The 19,972-nt window shown below is 35.9% G+C and carries 22 protein-coding genes; 17 read left to right on the forward strand and 5 right to left on the reverse strand.

The window, feature by feature from the left end; all coding sequences use genetic code 11:
- The 4 genes from bshB1 to ACXKY9_RS07135 are packed head-to-tail and all read left to right on the forward strand — an operon-like array spanning position 1 to position 3,992.
- Positions 1 to 705: a bacillithiol biosynthesis deacetylase BshB1 gene (gene bshB1, locus ACXKY9_RS07120; RefSeq protein ID WP_000015673.1), complete on the forward strand. Its 705-nt coding sequence runs from the start codon at positions 1 to 3 to the stop codon at positions 703 to 705.
- Positions 702 to 1,847, forward strand: a complete 1,146-nt coding sequence (gene bshA / locus ACXKY9_RS07125; RefSeq protein ID WP_000768305.1) for an N-acetyl-alpha-D-glucosaminyl L-malate synthase BshA — start codon at positions 702 to 704, stop codon at positions 1,845 to 1,847. Before bshB1 ends, bshA begins: the two co-directional genes overlap by 4 nt.
- Positions 1,834 to 3,027 carry a CCA tRNA nucleotidyltransferase gene (locus ACXKY9_RS07130; protein WP_000439316.1) on the forward strand — a complete coding sequence of 398 codons (1,194 nt, stop codon included), beginning with the start codon at positions 1,834 to 1,836 and terminating at the stop codon, positions 3,025 to 3,027. The genes bshA and ACXKY9_RS07130 overlap by 14 nt, the downstream gene beginning before the upstream one ends.
- Positions 3,012 to 3,992 carry a biotin--[acetyl-CoA-carboxylase] ligase gene (locus ACXKY9_RS07135; RefSeq protein ID WP_001192063.1) on the forward strand — a complete coding sequence of 327 codons (981 nt, stop codon included), beginning with the start codon at positions 3,012 to 3,014 and terminating at the stop codon, positions 3,990 to 3,992. Before ACXKY9_RS07130 ends, ACXKY9_RS07135 begins: the two co-directional genes overlap by 16 nt.
- A 127-nt stretch (positions 3,993 to 4,119) precedes the next feature.
- Here ACXKY9_RS07135 and ACXKY9_RS07140 read toward each other — a convergent pair whose 3' ends face one another.
- Positions 4,120 to 4,509, reverse strand: coding sequence for a cupredoxin domain-containing protein (locus ACXKY9_RS07140; protein WP_000062393.1), 390 nt, complete (start codon positions 4,507 to 4,509; stop codon positions 4,120 to 4,122).
- Between the two features lie 483 nt (positions 4,510 to 4,992).
- On the opposite strand from ACXKY9_RS07140, the gene panB reads away from it, so the two are divergent.
- The 10 genes from panB to ACXKY9_RS07190 all read left to right on the forward strand — a co-directional run bounded on the left by panB (position 4,993) and on the right by ACXKY9_RS07190 (position 14,160).
- Complete coding sequence (gene panB, locus ACXKY9_RS07145; RefSeq protein WP_000851108.1) at positions 4,993 to 5,829, forward strand: 3-methyl-2-oxobutanoate hydroxymethyltransferase; 837 nt, start codon at positions 4,993 to 4,995, stop codon at positions 5,827 to 5,829.
- Complete coding sequence (panC, locus tag ACXKY9_RS07150; protein WP_000707027.1) at positions 5,829 to 6,677, forward strand: pantoate--beta-alanine ligase; 849 nt, start codon at positions 5,829 to 5,831, stop codon at positions 6,675 to 6,677. The genes panB and panC overlap by 1 nt, the downstream gene beginning before the upstream one ends.
- A gap of 12 nt (positions 6,678 to 6,689) precedes the next feature.
- Positions 6,690 to 7,073 carry an aspartate 1-decarboxylase gene (gene panD / locus ACXKY9_RS07155; RefSeq protein WP_000490182.1) on the forward strand — a complete coding sequence of 128 codons (384 nt, stop codon included), beginning with the start codon at positions 6,690 to 6,692 and terminating at the stop codon, positions 7,071 to 7,073.
- Between the two features lie 131 nt (positions 7,074 to 7,204).
- Entirely contained in the window at positions 7,205 to 10,009 is a 2,805-nt protein-coding gene (gene dinG / locus ACXKY9_RS07160; protein WP_000044962.1) for an ATP-dependent DNA helicase DinG, read from the forward strand.
- Positions 10,010 to 10,259: 250 nt separating this feature from the next.
- On the forward strand, positions 10,260 to 10,430 hold the full coding sequence (locus ACXKY9_RS07165; RefSeq protein ID WP_000358352.1) for a YpmA family protein: 171 nt from the start codon (positions 10,260 to 10,262) through the stop codon (positions 10,428 to 10,430).
- A gap of 7 nt (positions 10,431 to 10,437) precedes the next feature.
- Complete coding sequence (locus ACXKY9_RS07170; RefSeq protein ID WP_000758739.1) at positions 10,438 to 10,941, forward strand: cell wall elongation regulator TseB-like domain-containing protein; 504 nt, start codon at positions 10,438 to 10,440, stop codon at positions 10,939 to 10,941.
- 18 nt (positions 10,942 to 10,959) lie between these two features.
- Positions 10,960 to 12,147 (forward strand): aspartate transaminase AspB, encoded by a 1,188-nt coding sequence (gene aspB, locus ACXKY9_RS07175; RefSeq protein WP_000761571.1) that lies wholly within the window; start codon positions 10,960 to 10,962, stop codon positions 12,145 to 12,147.
- Between the two features lie 120 nt (positions 12,148 to 12,267).
- Positions 12,268 to 12,975, forward strand: coding sequence for a DNA replication protein DnaD (gene dnaD / locus ACXKY9_RS07180; protein ID WP_000728552.1), 708 nt, complete (start codon positions 12,268 to 12,270; stop codon positions 12,973 to 12,975).
- Between the two features lie 15 nt (positions 12,976 to 12,990).
- Complete coding sequence (gene nth, locus ACXKY9_RS07185) at positions 12,991 to 13,638, forward strand: endonuclease III (protein ID WP_000933034.1); 648 nt, start codon at positions 12,991 to 12,993, stop codon at positions 13,636 to 13,638.
- 3 nt (positions 13,639 to 13,641) lie between these two features.
- Positions 13,642 to 14,160: a YpoC family protein gene (locus ACXKY9_RS07190; RefSeq protein WP_000442652.1), complete on the forward strand. Its 519-nt coding sequence runs from the start codon at positions 13,642 to 13,644 to the stop codon at positions 14,158 to 14,160.
- A gap of 26 nt (positions 14,161 to 14,186) precedes the next feature.
- On the opposite strand, the gene ACXKY9_RS07195 is transcribed toward ACXKY9_RS07190, so the two are convergent.
- On the reverse strand, positions 14,187 to 16,886 hold the full coding sequence (locus tag ACXKY9_RS07195; RefSeq protein ID WP_001283099.1) for a PBP1A family penicillin-binding protein: 2,700 nt from the start codon (positions 16,884 to 16,886) through the stop codon (positions 14,187 to 14,189).
- 66 nt (positions 16,887 to 16,952) lie between these two features.
- Complete coding sequence (gene recU, locus ACXKY9_RS07200; RefSeq protein WP_000155598.1) at positions 16,953 to 17,555, reverse strand: Holliday junction resolvase RecU; 603 nt, start codon at positions 17,553 to 17,555, stop codon at positions 16,953 to 16,955.
- A gap of 103 nt (positions 17,556 to 17,658) precedes the next feature.
- On the opposite strand from recU, the gene ACXKY9_RS07205 reads away from it, so the two are divergent.
- A complete protein-coding gene (locus tag ACXKY9_RS07205; RefSeq protein WP_000495649.1) occupies positions 17,659 to 18,684 on the forward strand; it encodes a DUF2515 domain-containing protein in 1,026 nt (341 codons plus the stop codon).
- A 151-nt stretch (positions 18,685 to 18,835) separates the two neighbouring features.
- Here ACXKY9_RS07205 and ACXKY9_RS07210 read toward each other — a convergent pair whose 3' ends face one another.
- A complete protein-coding gene (locus ACXKY9_RS07210) occupies positions 18,836 to 19,015 on the reverse strand; it encodes a hypothetical protein (protein WP_001987054.1) in 180 nt (59 codons plus the stop codon).
- Positions 19,016 to 19,100: 85 nt separating this feature from the next.
- Here ACXKY9_RS07210 and ACXKY9_RS07215 point away from each other — a divergent pair, with 85 nt between their 5' ends.
- Together ACXKY9_RS07215 and ACXKY9_RS07220 are read left to right on the forward strand one after the other, a co-directional pair.
- A complete protein-coding gene (locus ACXKY9_RS07215; RefSeq protein ID WP_001252036.1) occupies positions 19,101 to 19,343 on the forward strand; it encodes a hypothetical protein in 243 nt (80 codons plus the stop codon).
- Positions 19,344 to 19,358: 15 nt separating this feature from the next.
- On the forward strand, positions 19,359 to 19,703 hold the full coding sequence (locus tag ACXKY9_RS07220; protein ID WP_000786942.1) for a YppE family protein: 345 nt from the start codon (positions 19,359 to 19,361) through the stop codon (positions 19,701 to 19,703).
- A gap of 26 nt (positions 19,704 to 19,729) precedes the next feature.
- On the opposite strand, the gene ACXKY9_RS07225 is transcribed toward ACXKY9_RS07220, so the two are convergent.
- The gene (locus tag ACXKY9_RS07225; RefSeq protein ID WP_000242652.1) at positions 19,730 to 19,921 is read right to left on the reverse strand and encodes a YppF family protein; all 192 of its coding nucleotides are present in this window, start codon (positions 19,919 to 19,921) and stop codon (positions 19,730 to 19,732) included.
- Positions 19,922 to 19,972 lie beyond the last annotated feature (51 nt).

The raw sequence follows: 19,972 nt of genomic DNA on the forward strand, positions 1-19,972 counted from the left end.
ATGAGTGGATTACATATATTAGCGTTTGGTGCTCATGCCGATGATGTTGAAATCGGCATGGCTGGTACCATCGCTAAATATACAAAGCAAGGGTATGAAGTAGGTATTTGTGATTTAACAGAAGCTGATCTTTCTTCAAATGGAACGATAGAGTTGAGAAAAGAAGAAGCGAAGGTTGCAGCTCGTATAATGGGAGTAAAAACGAGGCTGAATTTAGCGATGCCAGACCGTGGTTTGTATATGAAAGAAGAGTATATACGTGAAATTGTCAAGGTGATCCGTACATATAAACCAAAACTAGTTTTTGCACCGTACTATGAAGATCGCCATCCAGATCATGCAAATTGTGCAAAGCTTGTGGAAGAGGCTATTTTTTCAGCAGGAATCCGTAAATATATGCCGGAACTTTCACCACATCGTGTGGAGTCTTTTTATAATTATATGATTAATGGTTTTCATAAACCGAATTTTTGTATAGATATAAGTGAGTACCTCTCTATAAAGGTGGAAGCATTAGAAGCGTATGAAAGTCAGTTTTCAACAGGGAGCGATGGTGTTAAGACACCGTTAACAGAAGGTTACGTTGAAACTGTAATCGCTCGTGAGAAGATGTTTGGAAAAGAAGTTGGAGTCTTGTATGCCGAGGGATTTATGAGTAAGAAACCGGTTTTATTACATGCTGATTTATTAGGGGGATGTAAATGAAATTAAAAATAGGTATTACATGTTATCCTTCTGTAGGTGGTTCTGGAGTTGTTGGAACAGAATTAGGAAAGCAATTGGCGGAACGTGGGCATGAAATTCACTTTATTACATCGGGTTTACCATTCCGGTTAAATAAAGTATATCCAAACATTTATTTTCATGAAGTGACGGTAAATCAATACTCTGTATTTCAATATCCACCATACGATTTAGCGTTAGCAAGTAAAATGGCCGAGGTTGCACAAAGAGAAAACTTAGACATTTTACATGTGCATTACGCAATACCACATGCAATTTGTGCATATTTAGCAAAACAAATGATCGGAGAGCGTATTAAAATTGTTACAACCTTACATGGAACAGATATTACTGTGTTAGGTTCCGACCCTTCGTTAAATAATTTAATTCGTTTTGGTATTGAGCAATCAGATGTTGTCACTGCTGTCTCGCATTCATTAATTAACGAAACACATGAGCTTGTAAAACCAAGTAAAGAAATTCAAACGGTATATAACTTTATAGACGAACGTGTATATTTCAAGCGTAATATGTCTCAATTAAAGAAAGAATATGGTATAAGTGAGAGTGAAAAAGTACTTATTCATATTTCGAATTTCCGTAAAGTGAAACGTGTGCAGGATGTTGTTCAGGCATTTGCTAAAATTGTTAAAGAAGTAGATGCGAAGTTGCTTCTTGTTGGAGACGGACCAGAATTCTGTACGATTTTACAGATAGTGAAGAATTTACATATTGAAGATCGCGTTTTATTCCTAGGGAAGCAAGATAATGTTGCAGAACTACTTGCGATGAGTGATTTAATGTTGCTTCTATCAGAGAAGGAAAGTTTTGGTCTTGTTTTATTAGAAGCAATGGCGTGTGGTGTACCTTGTATCGGAACGCGGGTTGGAGGTATTCCAGAGGTTATTCAACACGGGGAAACAGGATATTTATGTGAAGTTGGCGATACAACAGGAGTGGCAAATCAAGCTATTCAGCTATTAAAGGACGAGGAACTTCACCGTAATATGGGAGAACGAGCAAGAGAAAGTGTTTATGAGCAATTTCGCTCAGAAAAAATTGTTTCACAATATGAAACGATTTACTATGACGTACTAAGGGATGACAAAAATGGAAAGATTTAAAAAAGCTAGTTCTATTATTGAGACATTAAAGCAACAAGGACATGAGGCTTACTTTGTTGGTGGGAGCGTACGAGATCTTATTATCGATAGGCCGATTGGAGATATTGATATTGCGACATCTGCTCTACCAGAAGAAGTGATGGCTATATTCCCAAGAAATGTTCCTGTTGGTCTTGAGCATGGAACTGTAATTGTTGTAGAAAATGGTGAGCCTTATGAGGTAACTACTTTTCGAACAGAAAGCGAATATGAAGATTTTCGAAGACCTAGTAGTGTTCAATTTGTTCGTTCATTAGAAGAGGATTTAAAACGTCGTGATTTCACGATGAATGCAATTGCTATGACAGAAGAAGGCAAAATGGTTGATTTATTTGCTGGACAGGAAGCCATTCAACAGAGAGAAATTGTGACAGTTGGAAATGCTGCGGATCGTTTTCAAGAAGATGCCCTGCGAATGATGCGTGGTATTCGGTTTGTAAGCACGTTAGGTTTTTCATTAGAAATGAAAACGAAGCAAGCGATTGAAACGCATGGGCATTTGCTAGAACATATAGCAATTGAGCGTATTACAGTAGAGTTTGAGAAACTGTTAACTGGTACATATTGTGTGAAAGGTCTCAAAGAATTAGTAGAGACGAAGCTATTTTCTCATTTGCCATATTTACAAATGTCAGAAGAGAGACTGTTAAAAGCTACGCAGTATAAATGGGATTCTTTCGAAACGGATATTGAGGCGTGGGCATTTTTCTTATATTGTATCGGAGAAGAACATCCATCTGTCTTTTTACGTCAATGGAAGTTTTCGAATAAAAAAATAAAAGATATTGTTGCAGTTTTATTGGCAATTCGTACTAGAAAGGAGAAGGATTGGGATACAGTCCTTCTTTATAAAACGGGAATTCATATCGCTGAAATGGCAGAGAGAGTATATGAAGCGATGATTGAAAGCTATGACCCTACATCTGTTGAACGAGTACAATTAATGTTTCATGCATTGCCAATCCAGGAACGTCAAGAAATGAATGTGACTGGTAATGATTTATTAAACTGGGCAAACAAAAAGCCTGGTCCGTGGGTTGCTGAAATGCTTCAGAAAATCGAAGAAGCAATCGTACAAGGAAACGTAGTTAATGAGAAAGAGCGTATAAGGGAGTGGCTGCAAGGATGCAATCTACTATAAGAAAGCAGTTATTGCAAGTTTTTTCTGAAGCGGATGGCGAGTTTGTATCCGGCCAAACAATTAGTGATAAACTTGGTTGTTCAAGAACTGCTGTGTGGAAACATATGGAGGATCTGCGGAGTGAGGGATATGAACTTGAAGCTGTGCGCCGATTAGGTTACCGAATTGCAAGTAAGCCAGACAAAGTGACTGCTAATGAAATTCAGTTAGGGCTACAAACGAAGCGGATTGGTAGAACAGTGTATTTTGAAGAAACTGTTGAATCAACGCAGCACATTGCAGCAAAACTTGCTTATGAAGGTGCAGAAGAAGGAACTGTCGTTGTAGCAGAAGAACAAACAGCGGGAAGAGGTCGTTTAAGCAGAAAATGGCATTCACCAAAAGGAACAGGGATTTGGATGAGTATTATTTTACGCCCGTCAATCCCAGTTCATCATGCACCGCAACTTACTTTGTTAGCGGCTGTTAGTGTTGCACAGGCAATTGAAAAATGTACAGGTGTAAACGTAGGAATAAAATGGCCAAATGATATTTTAATTCAAGGTAAAAAGGCTGTAGGTATATTAACAGAAATGCAAGCGGATCCTGATAAAATTAATGCTGTCATTATGGGCATCGGTATTAATGCGAATCAAAAGCAAGAACATTTTGATGAAGAAATTCAGCACATCGCTACTTCATTAGCGATTGAATCAGGTAAGCCGATTGTTCGTGCAGAACTTATGCAACAAATCTATTTACAACTAGAAAAATTATATGAAGAATATTTACAAAATGGTTTCTCTGTCATTAAAATTCTTTGGGAAAGTTACGCTGTGAGCATCGGGAAAGAAATTACCGCTCGAACGATGAGAGAGACAATTACGGGGTTAGCAAAAGGAATCACAGAGGATGGTGTATTACTTCTGGAGGATCATGAGGGGAAAGTACATCATATTCATTCTGCAGATATCGAAATTAAGTAAAAGAAGTTCCTCTTTTGGAACTTCTTTTTATTTCAATAGTTTTGAGTTGAATTTGTAACATGATAATAAATTCTTTTCATATTTAAAGTTCATTTCAAAATAGCTTCCGTCGAGTTGACCTGGCATGTTATTTGACGATTACTTTGCCTGTCATTCCTTTAAGAAGATGGTATCGACATATTAATTCATATGTACCAGTATTTTTAGGTTTCACGGTAATATTCTTTTCTTTTCCTGACTGGACTACGACGTCAATACCGAGTTTTTTCACTGTAAAGGTGTGCTCGTTTTTACCTTTATTTTTCAATAGTAATGTTGTTGATCCTTCAAGCGGAATCGTGATGACATTTGGATTAAAGTAATCATCATTTAGTTCAACCTCAATCACTTTCGTTAAATCGGTGGGTTGTGTTACGACATGAACTGAGGCAAATACTTGGGAGGATCCTAAAGACATCCACCATACAATCATTACAAGCAAACTGCTGAATCGAAATAACCACCTGTTCATAGACATCTGCAATTCTCCTTTGTTAAGTACTTTCCTCAATTAACCTGCATCATTAGTTTAAGAGTTATACTATATAGTTAAATTGATTACAGAAAAAATTAACTTGGACTTTTTTAACATGCGTTGAAAAAACATGTATCTTTTCAGGATTGAATTATCCATAAAAACTGTATAGCATATATACTCTCGTGTTAAATTTCATATACCGTAATAAGAATAAAAAATTATTTTTTCGAAAAAATGTAGTAATTCCTTTTTGTAGTTTGCTATAATTAGTTCGAATGTGGGCAGTATCAGAGCGAACTGCACCATGATTCGAAGTCATACGAAAAATAATAACTTGGATTCTGCCTTGATCCAATAACGGACTGGGACAGAGGGATGAATAATGCCGACTAACACACAACCCTTCTGCCCTTTTATGGCCAGAGGGGTTTTTTTATATGATTTCGGCCATCTCCTCTCTCCTGCATAAAGGAGGAGTAGTTTTTGAAAACAAAAACAGATTTTTTGAAGATGAAAGAGCAAGGTGAGCCGATTACAATGCTAACGGCGTATGATTATCCATCTGCTAAATTAGCAGAAGAAGCTGAAGTTGATATGATTCTAGTTGGAGATTCTCTTGGAATGGTTGTACTCGGATACGATTCAACAGTACCTGTAACAGTAGAGGATATGATTCATCATACGAAAGCTGTACGCCGCGGAGCGAAAGAGACGTTTATTGTAACTGATATGCCATTTATGTCGTATCACGTATCATTACAAGAAACGATGGTGAATGCACGCCGCATCGTTCAAGAGAGCGGGGCACACGCACTGAAGGTAGAAGGTGCTGGAGAAGTTATATCGACGATTCAATATTTGACGAACGCAGGAATTCCTGTTGTAGCGCATTTAGGTTTAACCCCTCAATCTGTAGGAGTGTTGGGTGGATATAAAGTGCAAGGAAAAGATGCGGAGAGTGCAAAAAAATTAATAGAAGATGCAAAGAAATGTGAAGAAGCTGGTGCAATAGCGCTTGTGTTAGAATGTGTACCAATGCAGTTAGCAGAACTTATTTCAGAGCAACTAACAATACCGACAATTGGGATTGGCGCAGGACAAAAAGTAGATGGGCAAGTGCTTGTTTATCATGATCTTATCTCATACGGCGTAAATCGTGTTCCGAAATTTGTGAAGCAATATACGTCTGTTCAAGAGGAGATTGTGCGTGGGATTTCACAATATGTTACTGAAGTAAAGACAAGGCAATTTCCTGAAGAAAAACATTCGTTCACAATGAAAGAGGAAGAATGCTTAGCGTTATATGGAGGAAAACAATAATGAAAATCGTAACTACAGTGCAAGAGATGCAGCAAATTACGAGCGAACTTCGTGCAAGTGGAAAGAGTATTGGTTTTGTTCCAACAATGGGTTATTTACATGAAGGCCATGCTACTTTATTACGTAAGGCAAGAGAAGAAAATGAAACTGTAGTTTTAAGTGTATTTGTAAACCCACTACAATTTGGCCCAAATGAAGATTTAGATCGATATCCTCGTGATATTGATAGAGATGAAAATGTAGCAAAAGAAAACGGTGTAGATTATTTATTTTATCCGAGTGTAGAAGAAATGTATCCAGCAGAACAAACAACAACGGTAGAAGTTGTGAAGCGCACGGACGTATTATGCGGTCAACAAAGACCTGGTCATTTTGCTGGTGTTGCAACTGTACTAATGAAACTATTTAATATTACGCTGCCAAAGCGTGCTTATTTCGGTATGAAAGATGCTCAACAAGTTGCAGTAATTGAAGGGTTTGTAACTGATTTCAATATTCCAGTTACAATCGTACCAGTTGATATTGTAAGGGAAGAAGATGGTTTAGCGAAAAGTTCTCGTAACGTGTACCTATCACAAGATGAACGTGAAGAAGCTCTTCATTTATACCGCAGCCTATGTATAGCGAAAGAAAGAATTGAGGCAGGTGAACGTAATCCCGAAATCATTACAAATCTTGTGAAAGAGTATATTGAGACGCATACGAAAGGCACTGTAGATTATGCAGATTTATATGCATATCCGTCATTAACAATGGTAGAGAAAGTCAAAGGAAGAATCATTTTAGCTATTGCAGTTAAGTTTGAAAATGTAAGATTAATTGACAATATAACATTAACAGTTAAATAAGGGGGAGCATCTATGTTTCGCACAATGATGAGAGCAAAGTTACATCGTGCAACTGTAACGGAGGCAAATTTAAATTATGTAGGTAGTATTACAATTGATGAAGACTTAATGGATGCAGTAAATATTGTAGAAAACGAAAAAGTCCAAATTGTAAATAATAATAATGGTGCTCGCTTAGAGACATACGTTATTAAAGGGGAACGCGGTAGTGGTGTTGTTTGTTTAAACGGTGCTGCGGCAAGGCTTGTACAACCAGGGGACAAAGTAATTATTATTTGTTATGGGCTAGTTACGGAAGAAGAGATTCATAAACAAGAACCAAAAATTGCAGTATTAGACGATAATAATCAAATTATTGAAATGTTAGGTGCTGAAAAAGCGGGTACGATATTATAAGTAGAAAGGCTATCTCCATTGCGGAGATAGCTTTTTTGTGCATCTTTTCATTAAGATGAGATAAAACGTGGTATAGTAACATTATATAAATTATTGTTGTTTGAAAGGTAAGAAATTGAGGTGTTACATATATGAGTAAGCGTTATGTCGTTGTTGATTTAGAGACGACAGGGAACTCCTGGAAAGATGGGAAGGATAAAATTACCCAAATTGCAGCTGTTGTAGTAGAAGATGGAGAGATATTGGAGATTTTTTCGTCTTTTGTTAACCCAAAGAGAGAGATCCCACCATTTATTACAGAATTAACAGGGATTGATGAAAGTCTTGTAAAACAAGCCCCGTTATTTCAAGATGTAGCCCCGATGATTGTTGAGCTATTACAAGGTGCGGCTTTCGTTGCGCATAATGTTCACTTTGATTGGAATTTTTTAAATGAAGAATTAAGGCAAGCTGGATATACAGAAATACATTGTCCGAAAATCGACACGGTTGAATTGGCTCAAATTCTTTTGCCGACAGCCGATAGTTATAAATTACGTGATTTAGCTAAGAAGCATGAACTAGAGCACGATCAACCACATCGTGCGGATAGTGATGCTCTTGCAACAGCGGAATTATTTTTACAATTTTTAAATGAAATTGAAAAGTTACCACTTGTCACGTTGCAATCGCTTTATGAATTAAGTGATGTGTTCCAAAGCGATATAGCTGATGTGCTTTCTGAAAATATTTTAAAGAAAGTAATGCACGGTAAAGAAGATATAGCGGAGTATGAAATACATCGAAATATTGCGCTGAAAAAGCGGAACTATTCCTTAAACCTTGGAGAAACGTGTTCATCAAAGTTTGATGCTTTCTTGAATAAAACGATGGATAAATTGGAATCACATATGCCAAAGTTTGAAAGAAGAGAAAGTCAACAACTGATGATGAAAGAGATATATACGGCGTTAAGAGATTCTCGTTTTTCACTAATTGAAGCGGGTACAGGAACAGGAAAGACTCTTGCTTATTTGCTTCCTAGTCTTTATTTTGCAAAGAGAAAAGAAGAACCTGTCATTATAAGTACACAAACGGTACAACTCCAACAACAAATATTAGAAAAAGAAATTCCGTTATTACAAAAAATAATGCCATTTTCATTTGAGGTAGCTCTTCTAAAAGGAAGAAAGCATTATTTATGCTTACATAAATTTGAGTATGCTTTGCAAGAGGAAGAAAAAAATTATGATATGGCACTTACGAAGGCGAAGATTTTAGTTTGGCTATTGCAAACTGAAACAGGTGATCGAGACGAATTAAATATTCCTGAGGGCGGAAAGTTACTTTGGAATCGTATTTGTAGCGATGCGTATAGTCCAGGCGGTATGCAAAGTAATTGGTTTAGTCGTTGTTTTTATCAGCGAGCGAAGAATAAAGCTTTATTTGCAGATATCGTTATTACAAATCATGCGTTATTATTTCAAGATTTTTCAAGTGAAGAACCGTTGTTTGCTTCATGCGAACATATTATTTTTGATGAAGCTCACCATATTGAAGAAGCTGCGAGTAGAACATTGGGTGAACAGTTCTCTTGTATGTATTTTCAATTGGTTATATCTCGTCTTGGGACGCTAGAAACAGAAGATGTACTCTCCAAAGTATATAAAATGATGAAAAAATCAGAGCAAGCATCTCGTTCAACTTTCCGTATGATAAGTTATAGTTTGAAGGAACTTAAGTTTGATGCGGATGAACTCTTCCAAATGTTACGTACTTTTATATTTAAACAAACAAAGCAAGAGCAAGGAACGAATAATATGCCGCTCATCTATAGGTATAACGCAGAACTAGAAAAAGGTAAGTTGTGGGATAGTATCGTCGAATTAACAAATCGTTTTATATATGAATTAAGAAGGGTAGTAACTGCTCTTGAGAAGCAAGTGGATATATTGCAAAGTAAGTTAGAATGGGAGATGCATGTTGTAACAGGTGAATTTATGCATTTAATTGAGTTGCTGAGAAAGATGGCAGAATCATTACAGTTACTCGTATTAGAAAAGAATTCGTATGTAACTTGGATGGAGACTGAAACGAAAGGGACGATTCATTCAACAGTTCTATACGCACAGCCTGTCCATATTGGTGAAAGATTTGCTGATGAATTTTTAACAGAAAAAAAGAGTGTTATTTTTACATCCGCAACACTAACAGTTAACGATACGTTTGATTATATAAAAGAGGAACTTGGTTTACATGATTTCGCTCCAAATACTTTAAAGGTTCCGTCACCATTTCGTTATGATGAACAGATGAAATTAATGGTTTCAACGGATGTACCTTTTATTAAGCAAGTAAGTAATGAGCGATATATTGAATCTGTATCGGAACATATTGCAAAGATAGCAAAAGCCACAAAAGGCAGAATGCTCGTTTTATTCACTTCGTATGAAATGTTAAAAGAAGCGTATGCGAATTTAAAAAATAATGATGAATTAGAGGGTTATTTATTACTCACCCAAAGTGTGAATAATAGAAGTCGAAGCCGCTTAATTCGAAAGTTTCAAGAGTTCGACAAATCAATTTTATTAGGGACGAGCAGTTTCTGGGAAGGAATAGATATTCCTGGAGATGCCTTAAGTTGTCTTGTTATAGTCCGTCTACCATTTACACCTCCTCATCAGCCGATGATGGAAGCGAAAGGTGAGTGGCTAAAAAATCAAGGTGAAGATGTATTCGCTAAATTAGCGCTCCCACAAGCAATATTACGTTTCAAACAAGGATTCGGCCGCTTAATTCGAACGAATACAGATACAGGAACGGTAGTAGTGTTAGATCGTCGTTTGACGAGTTCTTCCTATGGAAAACGATTTCTACAATCGATTCCTAACGTACCTCTTTATGAAGGACCATTAGAAGAATTGTTAGTACAATTAGAAGAACCATCAAATGAATAAAAATGGAAGAAAAATACGCCTGAAGTACTTATAAACTTCAGGCGTAAAAAATGTGGGTAGGAGGAATTTTATTTTTTTTACTTCTTGTATACAAAATGTGTTGGTTTTCGACTTGAAACCTTTTTTTGCTGTACATGTCCTGCTATAATAGATGGGTGATGAAGCAGGGGTTGTAAAGAATGTACTCTTATTGTAACCGCATTGCGTTCTTCTATAATTAGAAATTTTTGTGTAACGGAGGAGTTTTTTCATGGATAAGAAAATCGAAGTACTATCAACGACGCGTATTAAATATTCGTCGGATTTGTATAAAATTGTTGATAGTTTAAATCGTACGTTAAAAGAGCAGGACCTCATGTTCGGACTAGCATTAGACGAAAAAGATAAAGAAACAGCTGTATTTACGATTTACAGAACGTAGTGATACAATGAAAAAGTGGATTTTTGCAATCATTATTGTTATCGTTGCTAGCGGAATATATGGGGCGTATGTTTATAATAAAGCGATGGGAAAGAAAATTCCAAAAGAGTCGAAATTTGTAGAAATTGCTAAAGAAAAAGCAAAGCTTACAAAGGTGAAATCTGTTGATTATTACAACGGAAAATCTGCATATATAGTCGTGCAAGGTACAGATGAAAAGGGAGAACAACTTATCGTTTGGGTGCCTGAGAAAAAAGGGGATACTGTAGTAAGGAAAAAGAGCGAAGGTATTTCTGAAAAAGAGGCTATACAAAGAACAATAGAGCAAGTCGGCAATGAAAGTAAGGAATCAAAAAGTAAGCCGAAAGAGATTATGAAAGTGAAATTAGGCTTTGAAAATGATGTACCACTATGGGAAGTTACATATATTGATGATGACAATCGTTATAGTTATTACTATCTTGAATTTAAAGATGGAAAATTTTTAAGACGATATAGCATTGAAAAATAGATGTAGGGGGAACTACAAATGAAATTAGCAAAGCGAGTAGCTGCTTTAACACCGTCTTCAACTTTAGAAATTACAGCAAAGGCACAAGCATTAAAAGCAGAGGGTCATGATGTAATTGGATTAGGGGCAGGGGAACCTGACTTTAATACACCAGAGCATATTATGGATGCTGCACATAAAGCGATGTTAGAAGGGCATACGAAGTATACACCAACAGGTGGATTACAATCGTTAAAACAAGAAATTGTGAAGAAATTTACTCGCGATCAAGGTATTGCGTATGATCCATCTGAAATTATTGTATGTAATGGTGCAAAGCATGCATTATATACATTATTCCAAGTATTACTTGATGAGGGAGATGAAGTTATCATCCCAACTCCTTACTGGGTAAGCTATCCAGAGCAAGTAAAGCTTGCTGGCGGTAAGCCGGTTTATGTAGAAGGTTTAGAAGACAATGAGTACAAAATTACAGCAAAGCAGCTGCGTGAGGCAATTACAGAGAAAACGAAAGCAGTTATTATTAATTCACCGAGCAATCCAACAGGAATGATTTATAGCAAAGAAGAATTACAACAGCTTGGAGAAGTATGTTTAGAACATGATATTTTAATCGTTTCTGATGAAATTTATGAAAAATTAATTTATGGTGGCGTAGAATATACTTCAATTGCCCAGCTTTCTAATGCATTAAAAGAACAAACACTTATTATTAATGGTGTATCTAAATCTCATTCTATGACAGGATGGCGTATTGGATATGCTGCAGGAAATAAGCAGCTTATTAAAGCAATGACGAATTTAGCGAGTCATAGTACGTCAAACCCTACTTCAATCGCTCAATACGGCGCAATTGCGGCATATGCAGGCTCACAAGAACCTGTGGAAACAATGCGTCAAGCCTTTGAAGAGAGATTAAACATCATTTATGATAAATTAATTCAAATCCCTGGCTTTACTTGTATTAAACCGCAAGGGGCATTTTACTTATTCCCTAACGTAAAAGAAGCTGTAGCTTTATCAGGATATGCAACAGTTGATGATTGGGCAAAAGCTCTATTAGAAGAGGAAAAAGTGGCTCTTGTACCAGGTACAGGATTTGGTGCTCCAAATAATGTTCGTTTATCATATGCGACATCTCTTGAACAAGTAGAGAAAGCATTAGAGCGCATCCATACATTTATGAAAAGTAAAGTGCAAGCTTAATTTTATATTTCATTCATGTAATATAAAAAACCTCCCTATTAATGGGGAGGTTTTTTTGACGGATTGTGGCAAAAAGAAATAGCTAAAGGTGTGTTATACTAGAGAGCGAGGTGTTTGGTGATGAAAAAGAAAATGATGTTACAGTGGTTTGAGCAGGGAAGCATTGCAATTCCAAAATTGCTTATGATGCATTATAAAAAATTAGGTTTAAATGAGACGGAATTTATGGTTGTACTTCATGTACACACATTTTTAGAATCAGGTAATTCGTTTCCGACTCCTTCAGAGATTTCTGAACGGATGACGATAACGGAAATGAAATGTATGGAAGTAATTCAGACGTTGATTCAAAAAGGTTTTTTATCACTAGAAGGTGGACAAAGATCAGAAGCGATGATGTGCGAAAGTTATTCTTTACAACCGTTATGGGAAAAAATATTACATTTCTTAATGGATGAATCAATAGAGGAAGAGCAAAAAGAAAAAAAACAGCTACAAGTAAATTTATATACAGTATTTGAAAAAGAATTTGGAAGACCACTTTCGCCGTTCGAATGTGAAACGTTAGGGATGTGGGAGGACCAAGATCAACATCATCCAAATTTAATTCAAGCGGCTCTTAGAGAAGCTGTAATGAGTGGAAAACTAAATTTCCGATATATTGATCGTATTTTATTTGAGTGGAAAAAGAATGGAATTAAAACGGTAGATCAGGCTCAAAATCAAGGTCAAAAATTTAGAGCGAATCAACAAAGGGCACAACAAATGACAAAACAAGAGACGAAATTTACTGGAAAAGTGCCTTTTTATAATTGGTTGGAGCAGTAATATAGGAGGAAAAATATGCTTAACAAAACGCAAATCCGTTATTGTTTAGACACAATGGCGGATATGTATCCAGAAGCACATTGTGAATTGGTTCATGATAATCCATTTGAACTTGTAATCGCGGTGGCGTTATCTGCACAATGTACGGATGTACTTGTAAATAAAGTGACAAGAAATTTATTTCAAAAATATAAAACACCAGAAGATTATTTAAGTGTTTCTCTAGAAGAATTACAACAAGATATACGCTCTATCGGATTGTATAGAAATAAAGCAAAAAACATTCAAAAATTATGCCGAATGTTATTAGATGACTATAATGGAGAAGTACCGAACGATCGAGATGAACTTACGAAATTACCAGGTGTAGGAAGGAAAACAGCGAATGTTGTAGTTTCCGTAGCGTTTGGAATTCCGGCAATTGCTGTTGATACACATGTGGAGCGAGTGAGTAAACGATTAGCTATGTGTAGATGGAAAGACTCTGTGTTAGAAGTAGAAAAAACATTAATGAAGAAAGTACCAATGGATGAGTGGGGAGTTACACATCATCGTATGATTTTCTTTGGACGTTATCATTGTAAAGCACAACGACCGCAATGTGAGGAATGCAGACTGTTAGAAGTATGTCGTGAAGGAAAGAAGCGAATGAAGGTGAAATAAAGGATGGAACGAGTTATAGAAATACCGAAAGAATTTCACTGTTTACCATTTTTTAAAGAAAGTGTAAATTTAATTAAGTATCATACAGACAATTCTTTTGAAGAGATAATACAAAATACTTACTTTATATTTGATATTGAAAGACAGTATGAGCCATGGAAGGAAATTGAAAACAGCATTCCAGTGATGTTGAATGTATGGAAAAATAAGCATGAAGACATTGCTATACTGTTTCGAAATAGAAATAAGCAAGAGGCTGAGGGACCAATGATTCTTTTTGCAGCTCACTTGTTATCGGTTGTCTATTGGCTAAATGAACAACCTGTTCATAGTTTGAATGAAATGCAAATAAATACGAATAAATTAAAAGTGCAACCTGTTAATTTTATGGAAAGATATTCATTCATTATAAAGAAACCGAGTAATTATCATTCTTATATTCAATTAGCGCAGTTGTATATCGAAATAGAAAAGCTGTATGTAAAGAAAATGATAACAAAAAAGAAGTCCGCTTCTCGTTAAGAGAAACGGACTTCTTTTTTTGTATATTAGGACTCTGTTGTAACAACAGCACCGTCTGCGTGAGGTGTATCTCCTCCGGGATTTTGGTGTTGCTGTTCTTGTTGTTTCTTAGCCTCTTCTTCAGCTTTTTTCTTGGCCTCTTCTTCAGCTTTCTTCTTAGCTTCTTCTTCAGCTTTTTTCTTAGCTTCTTCTTCAGCTTTCCTTCTAGCTTCCTCATCAGCTTTCTTTTGAGCTTCTTCTTGCTGTTTACGTTGTTGTTCTTGCTGTTGCTGTTCTTGTTGTTTCTTAGCCTCTTCTTCAGCCTTTTTCTTAGCTTCGTCTTGTTTTACTTTATCTTCATTAGCCTTTTTCTGGGCTTCCTCATCAGCTTTTTTCTTAGCTTCTTCATCGGCCTTTTTCTTAGCCTCTTCTTCAGCTTTTTTTGCATCTGGAGTTCCGCCAGGCGCAGTGAAGGATGCACCAACTGCTGGGCTTGTTCCAGTGCCTTTTTTCGCTACTACAGAGAAGCTGTAAGTAACACCTGGTTTAATACCACCAAGAGTAGCTGTCGTACCACTTATTGATAGGCTACCACTTGAACCGTCAGTTGCTTTATAGCTGGCTGCATATGCATCAACTTCTGCTGGTCCAGACCAGTTTAGTGTAACTGTGCTAGCGCCATCAAAAGTGACATTCAGACCACTAGGAGCATCTACTTTAATTTGTTTAATTGCATCTTTTTTCGCACCTTTTACGTATAACTCTCCGTTTATTTCTTGTACAGAAGAAGGACGTTCAAAGCGTGATTTATCTGTAGCGAATTTGCTCATCATTACTTGGAACATTTGCTGTGCAATTCTAGTGGAGCGATCGCTAACATAATTTTTTGGACCATCTTTTTCGTAACCGGTCCAAACAGCCATTGTGTATTGTGGCGTATATCCAGCAAACCAGCTATCTCTGTTTGCATCAGCTGGGATGTCATATTTTTGAAGAACTGATTCATCAAAGTTTTGTGTTCCTGTTTTACCTGCTACGTCAACACCTGAAACGTATGCTGTTGGACCTGTACCACCAGAACCAGGTTTTACTACGTCACGAAGAACGTCAGTAACCATATAAGCTGTATAGTCTTGCATTGCGCGATGTTCTTTCGGTTTAAAGCTTTTCTTTTTCCCGTCCGGGAAGGTTACTTCTTTTACGAAGTGTGGTTTATTATAGTTACCACTATTACCAAAGGTTGCATATGCACCTGCTACTTCTAATGGAGAACTATCGTTACTACCGATTGCTGTTGATTCGTAGACTTTTCCTTCTTTAAAGGTCATGCCTAAACCTTCAGCAAATTCTTTTGACTTATTAAGACCAACTGTTTGTGCTGTCTTTAAAGCTGGAATGTTTAATGATTTTTTCAAAGCTTCACGTAGTGAAACGTCACCTTTGTAACTCTTTGTTGCATTTTGTATTTTCTTACCATTGGAATACGTATACTCTGAGTCGTTTAATTGATGGTATGTAGACCATTGTAAATTTTCAATTGCCGGACCGTAGTCGAAAATTGGTTTCATTGTTGAACCAACTTGGCGTTTTAAATCAGTTGCCATATTATGACCTTTGAAAGTAGACTTACTTTCTTTACGTCCAGCACCAATTGCTCGAACTTCTCCAGACTGTGTATCCATAAATACGAATGACCCTTGGAATTGATCGTCCGGATACTTAATAAGATTGCCATCCATAATTTTGTCGGCGTAATCTTGAGCATCTTGATCAAGTGTTGTATGAATCGTTAAACCATCTGAACCGATATTTACATCAGGATATTCTTTTTCAACTTCTTTTACAACTGCATCTAAAAATGCTTGATACTTCATCTCAGTTACTTCTGAAGACGGTTGAAGGCCCTCAGTTACTGGAATCTTAACGGCGTTATTCATTTCTTCTTTTGTTATATAACCATGTCGATTCATTAATGATAATACGACATTACGACGATTTGTTGCTCGTTCAACATTTTCCTTTTTTGTTGGATCATAAATGTTTGGACCTTGGGGTAAACCAGCGAGCATAGCAGCTTCATGTAATTGCAAGTCTTTTAAATCTTTACCATAATATTTTTGCGCTGCTGTCGCAATACCGTATGAACGGTTACCTAAATTAATCTTATTTAAGTACATTTCTAAAATCTCATGTTTAGAGTATTGTTGCTCTAATTTGTAAGATAAGTACCATTCTTGCACTTTTCTTTTAGCAGTTTTGTCCATCGTTAGAAAGTAGTTTTTAACGACTTGCTGTGTAATCGTACTACCACCTTGGGAACCGAAACCACCAGTGACATTTTCCATAACTGCTTTTGTAGTTCGTTTAAAATCAATTCCATTATGATCATAGAAACGCGAATCCTCAGTTGCAAGAAATGCATTTTCAACTACTTTTGGAATTTGATCATAAGTAACATGTGTTCGTTTTTCAGCACCGTATTCATAGAAGAAATTTCCGTTTTTATCGAGAAACTTTGTTGATAAAGGATTAACAAGTTTGGATTTGTCTAATTTTGGAGCGTCCTTTACCATAACAAAGAAAGCGGAAACGCCGGCTACAAGACCAACGATACCAAGAAGTAGACAACCTATAAGGAATTTCTTGAAAAAGGAGCCTTTTTTCTTTGGTTTTTCTTCTTTATGTGTTTTTTTCTCTTGATTTTTCACATGATTTCGTTCTGTACGAGAACGATAATTATCTGACATTATACTTTCTCCTACCTTTCATTCTCTCCCCCAAAAGTCGAAAAAAGAGCCTTAGTGATGACTCTATCACGAAAAATAAACCATGTCTAGTACACGGATATAGTCAATCCGAGGGTGATAACCGCATGATAATAAGGATCCATGCTCTTCTATTTCTTCTTTCGTAATCGACTTGCGTCCACCAGTATTTTGACGATTCCAAAATGCAATAATATGTTTTGCATCTAGTAAATAAAATTCATCAAAAAGTGTAAATTTAATAATAACAAATGCAATTCCATTATGAGCAACGACTTGCTTCATATGTTCAATTTGATGAAGGTGGAAGTTTTGAAGTGGGAAACTAGTTTTATTTTTGGTTTCCTTTGCTTCAAAATCGATGTATTTCCCTTTGTATACACCGTTGTAATCTGTTGTAGAAGGTTGTTTAAAATACGCTTCTTTTACCACTGCAGCACTTCGAGCGGGGTAATCTACTTTTACAATTTGAAGAGGTGTAGGCTTTTTATGTACACATGCAATATTATGGGTTAAGTAATATTGATTTGTTTCATTCAATTCCTCTTCAAGGGACATACCTCTATTACTATAAGTATGTGTTTTTATAGGTGTTTTTTGAGGTTGTGAAGCTTGATTATACCTTTTTCCATTTGGGTAACGAATGGTCATAGTGTGTCCACCCCCAACTTGCTAAGAATTACTTACAAAGGTGATTATATCAAAAAATGAAAAAAGATGTGACCTTTTTGATGAAAGGTATGATGACTTATTTATGTTTACATGGAATGATTATATGAAAATTAAACAAAATCGAGAAAAAAATTTTTGTGCAGAGGAAGAAAAAGCAATCATTCACAATATTAAAAAGAAAACAGAAATAGCTAATGTGGACAATATTTCTCGGACACAATCTTATCAAGAATATTATTTAAGAAATAGTGAAATCAGGTGGGCCTTTTTAGCGAGTATGGTTTCGAGAAATGCGGGCTGGAATATGACTGATTTAGAAGGGAGATATTATGCTACTGTTTTACCTAGAACGGTAAAAAAACATTTATTTCTTCTGTACGAACAGGCTAATTGGATTATTTTTTTAGATGCATTTCCTCAGCTATTATTGTATGAGGAAAGTAAGAAGAGACATGCACCTCTCTTTCATTTGTTGCAATACTTCAACGTATCAATTTTTATGGAAAAAGAATGGTTACTTTTCTGGGAAAGAAGAGATACGAATAGACTTATGACAGCGCTTATTATAAATGAACAAAATAAAATTCAAAAACCAGTCATTGAGAATACATATTTTAAAAAACATGTATTCCATACTGCACTTTTTAAAGTACAAGAAAGACTTCATATTAGTGCAGTTATCTTCCCAACAATTGAAGGGAGAATGTATGGGTTTTCGGTTTATCAATTTGAAACGTTACAAAAGCGTATAGAACTAGGAAAAAAATTAGCATGGTTATTGTTTCATCCAATTTATAATGGTTCGTTTTATAAGTTTGCACTGCAAACTACACATACTGGGTCTAGAGAAGATTATGAAGTTTACGCAAAGGAAACTCGAAAGTCTTATACGCCAACACTTAGAGATATTTATCCTGTTATTTTACATGAAGAAATAAAAATGAGAGATTGGTTTTGTGCAAATATGAAAATGAATGTGCTATTTGTACTTGAAGAACCTAAAGGGGAAGTTAATATAACAGAATGGTATAGAAGAAAGAGAGAACAAATCTATAGGCTATCTATCGTAAACCGTTTTGCTAAAAGGATCGATGAGTTCATGATATAATAAAAAAGAAGTCCCGTCTTCCATTTTGAAGACGGGACTTCTTAATTTGAAAAAATCCTGCTATGCGTGCTACAACTTTAATTTCAAAACGTAATGCTAGTAGGAGATTAAGGATGATTTGAAATTTAAATGTTCGTAATAAAGTCTCGCTTTATGTAGCAGGGAAGTTTGGACCATCTAGCTTTGGATTGCCAGTCTCGGGTTTATTTTGTTGTTTGTTTTGGTTTTTCTTTTTTTCATTTTTGTTCTTTGCCATTGTAATACACCTCCTTTTTGTATTGTTACCATTTCTATAAATGACATACGAAATGATTTCTTTGACGAATAACAACTAGTTTTGTCATGTGGGCAGGAGTGGTGAATCATCCGGCGAAATTACATGACAAAGGAAAAGCAAAGAAGGAGGCGTTTTGTATATGGCGATGGTTCAGAAGGAAGATGTAATGAAAAAAATGGATCAAATGTTAAGTTCTCTCGATTTGCTGGAAATGAATATAGGGATTAGAATGAATCATGCATTAAAGGATGCGAGTGAAAAAATATGTAATAAGATAGAAATAACAGAAATGCATATTGAACATATGGAAAATAAATTAGTGCATCACGAAGAAAAAGGGAATTGGGTGAAGACATTTCAAAACGTCGTAGTGAGTGCATAATAAGGTGGGAAAGAAATGAAGAATGAAGCATTAATACAGTCTTCAGAAAAACTCATGCAGTATAGTAATGAAGCGAATGTAAAAAAAAGAGAACTAACTGAATACGATTTTTATAAGGATATGAAACCGTTTGTAGATATGGTAGATGAGGAATTAAAGAAGTGGAAAGAATTAGCTTATACGTGGATTAAAGAAGAAAAGCCAAAGTATATACATGTACAGCAAATTGATCAAGTATACGATAATTTACAAACGAATGTGTTGCAATGCTTTGTAAATAAAGGTAAAGGTAAACGATTCTTTGAAACACACCAAGCCATTTCGTATACTTTGCAAAATATAGTTGAGCAATGTAAATAACAAGAGGGAGAGCCCTCTTGTTATTTTTATGCTTCTGTCATTGTTGTAGGTTTTGTTGCGCCGTTTATTTCTAATTCTTTTATTAATGTTCGATAATCTGATATGCATATTTTTCCTTCGAGATACCAATGTCTCGCAAAGTCTAATAATTCATTTGCATTCTCTGTGCAATACCCCTTTTTTTGAGAAAACGCTTGTTTTAAATCCCCTAATACCATGTTGATTCCTCCCCCATGAGAATCTTCTTCTTAATTATCATAGCATGGAAG

It is taken from the genome of Bacillus sp. 2175 (assembly GCF_057812155.1).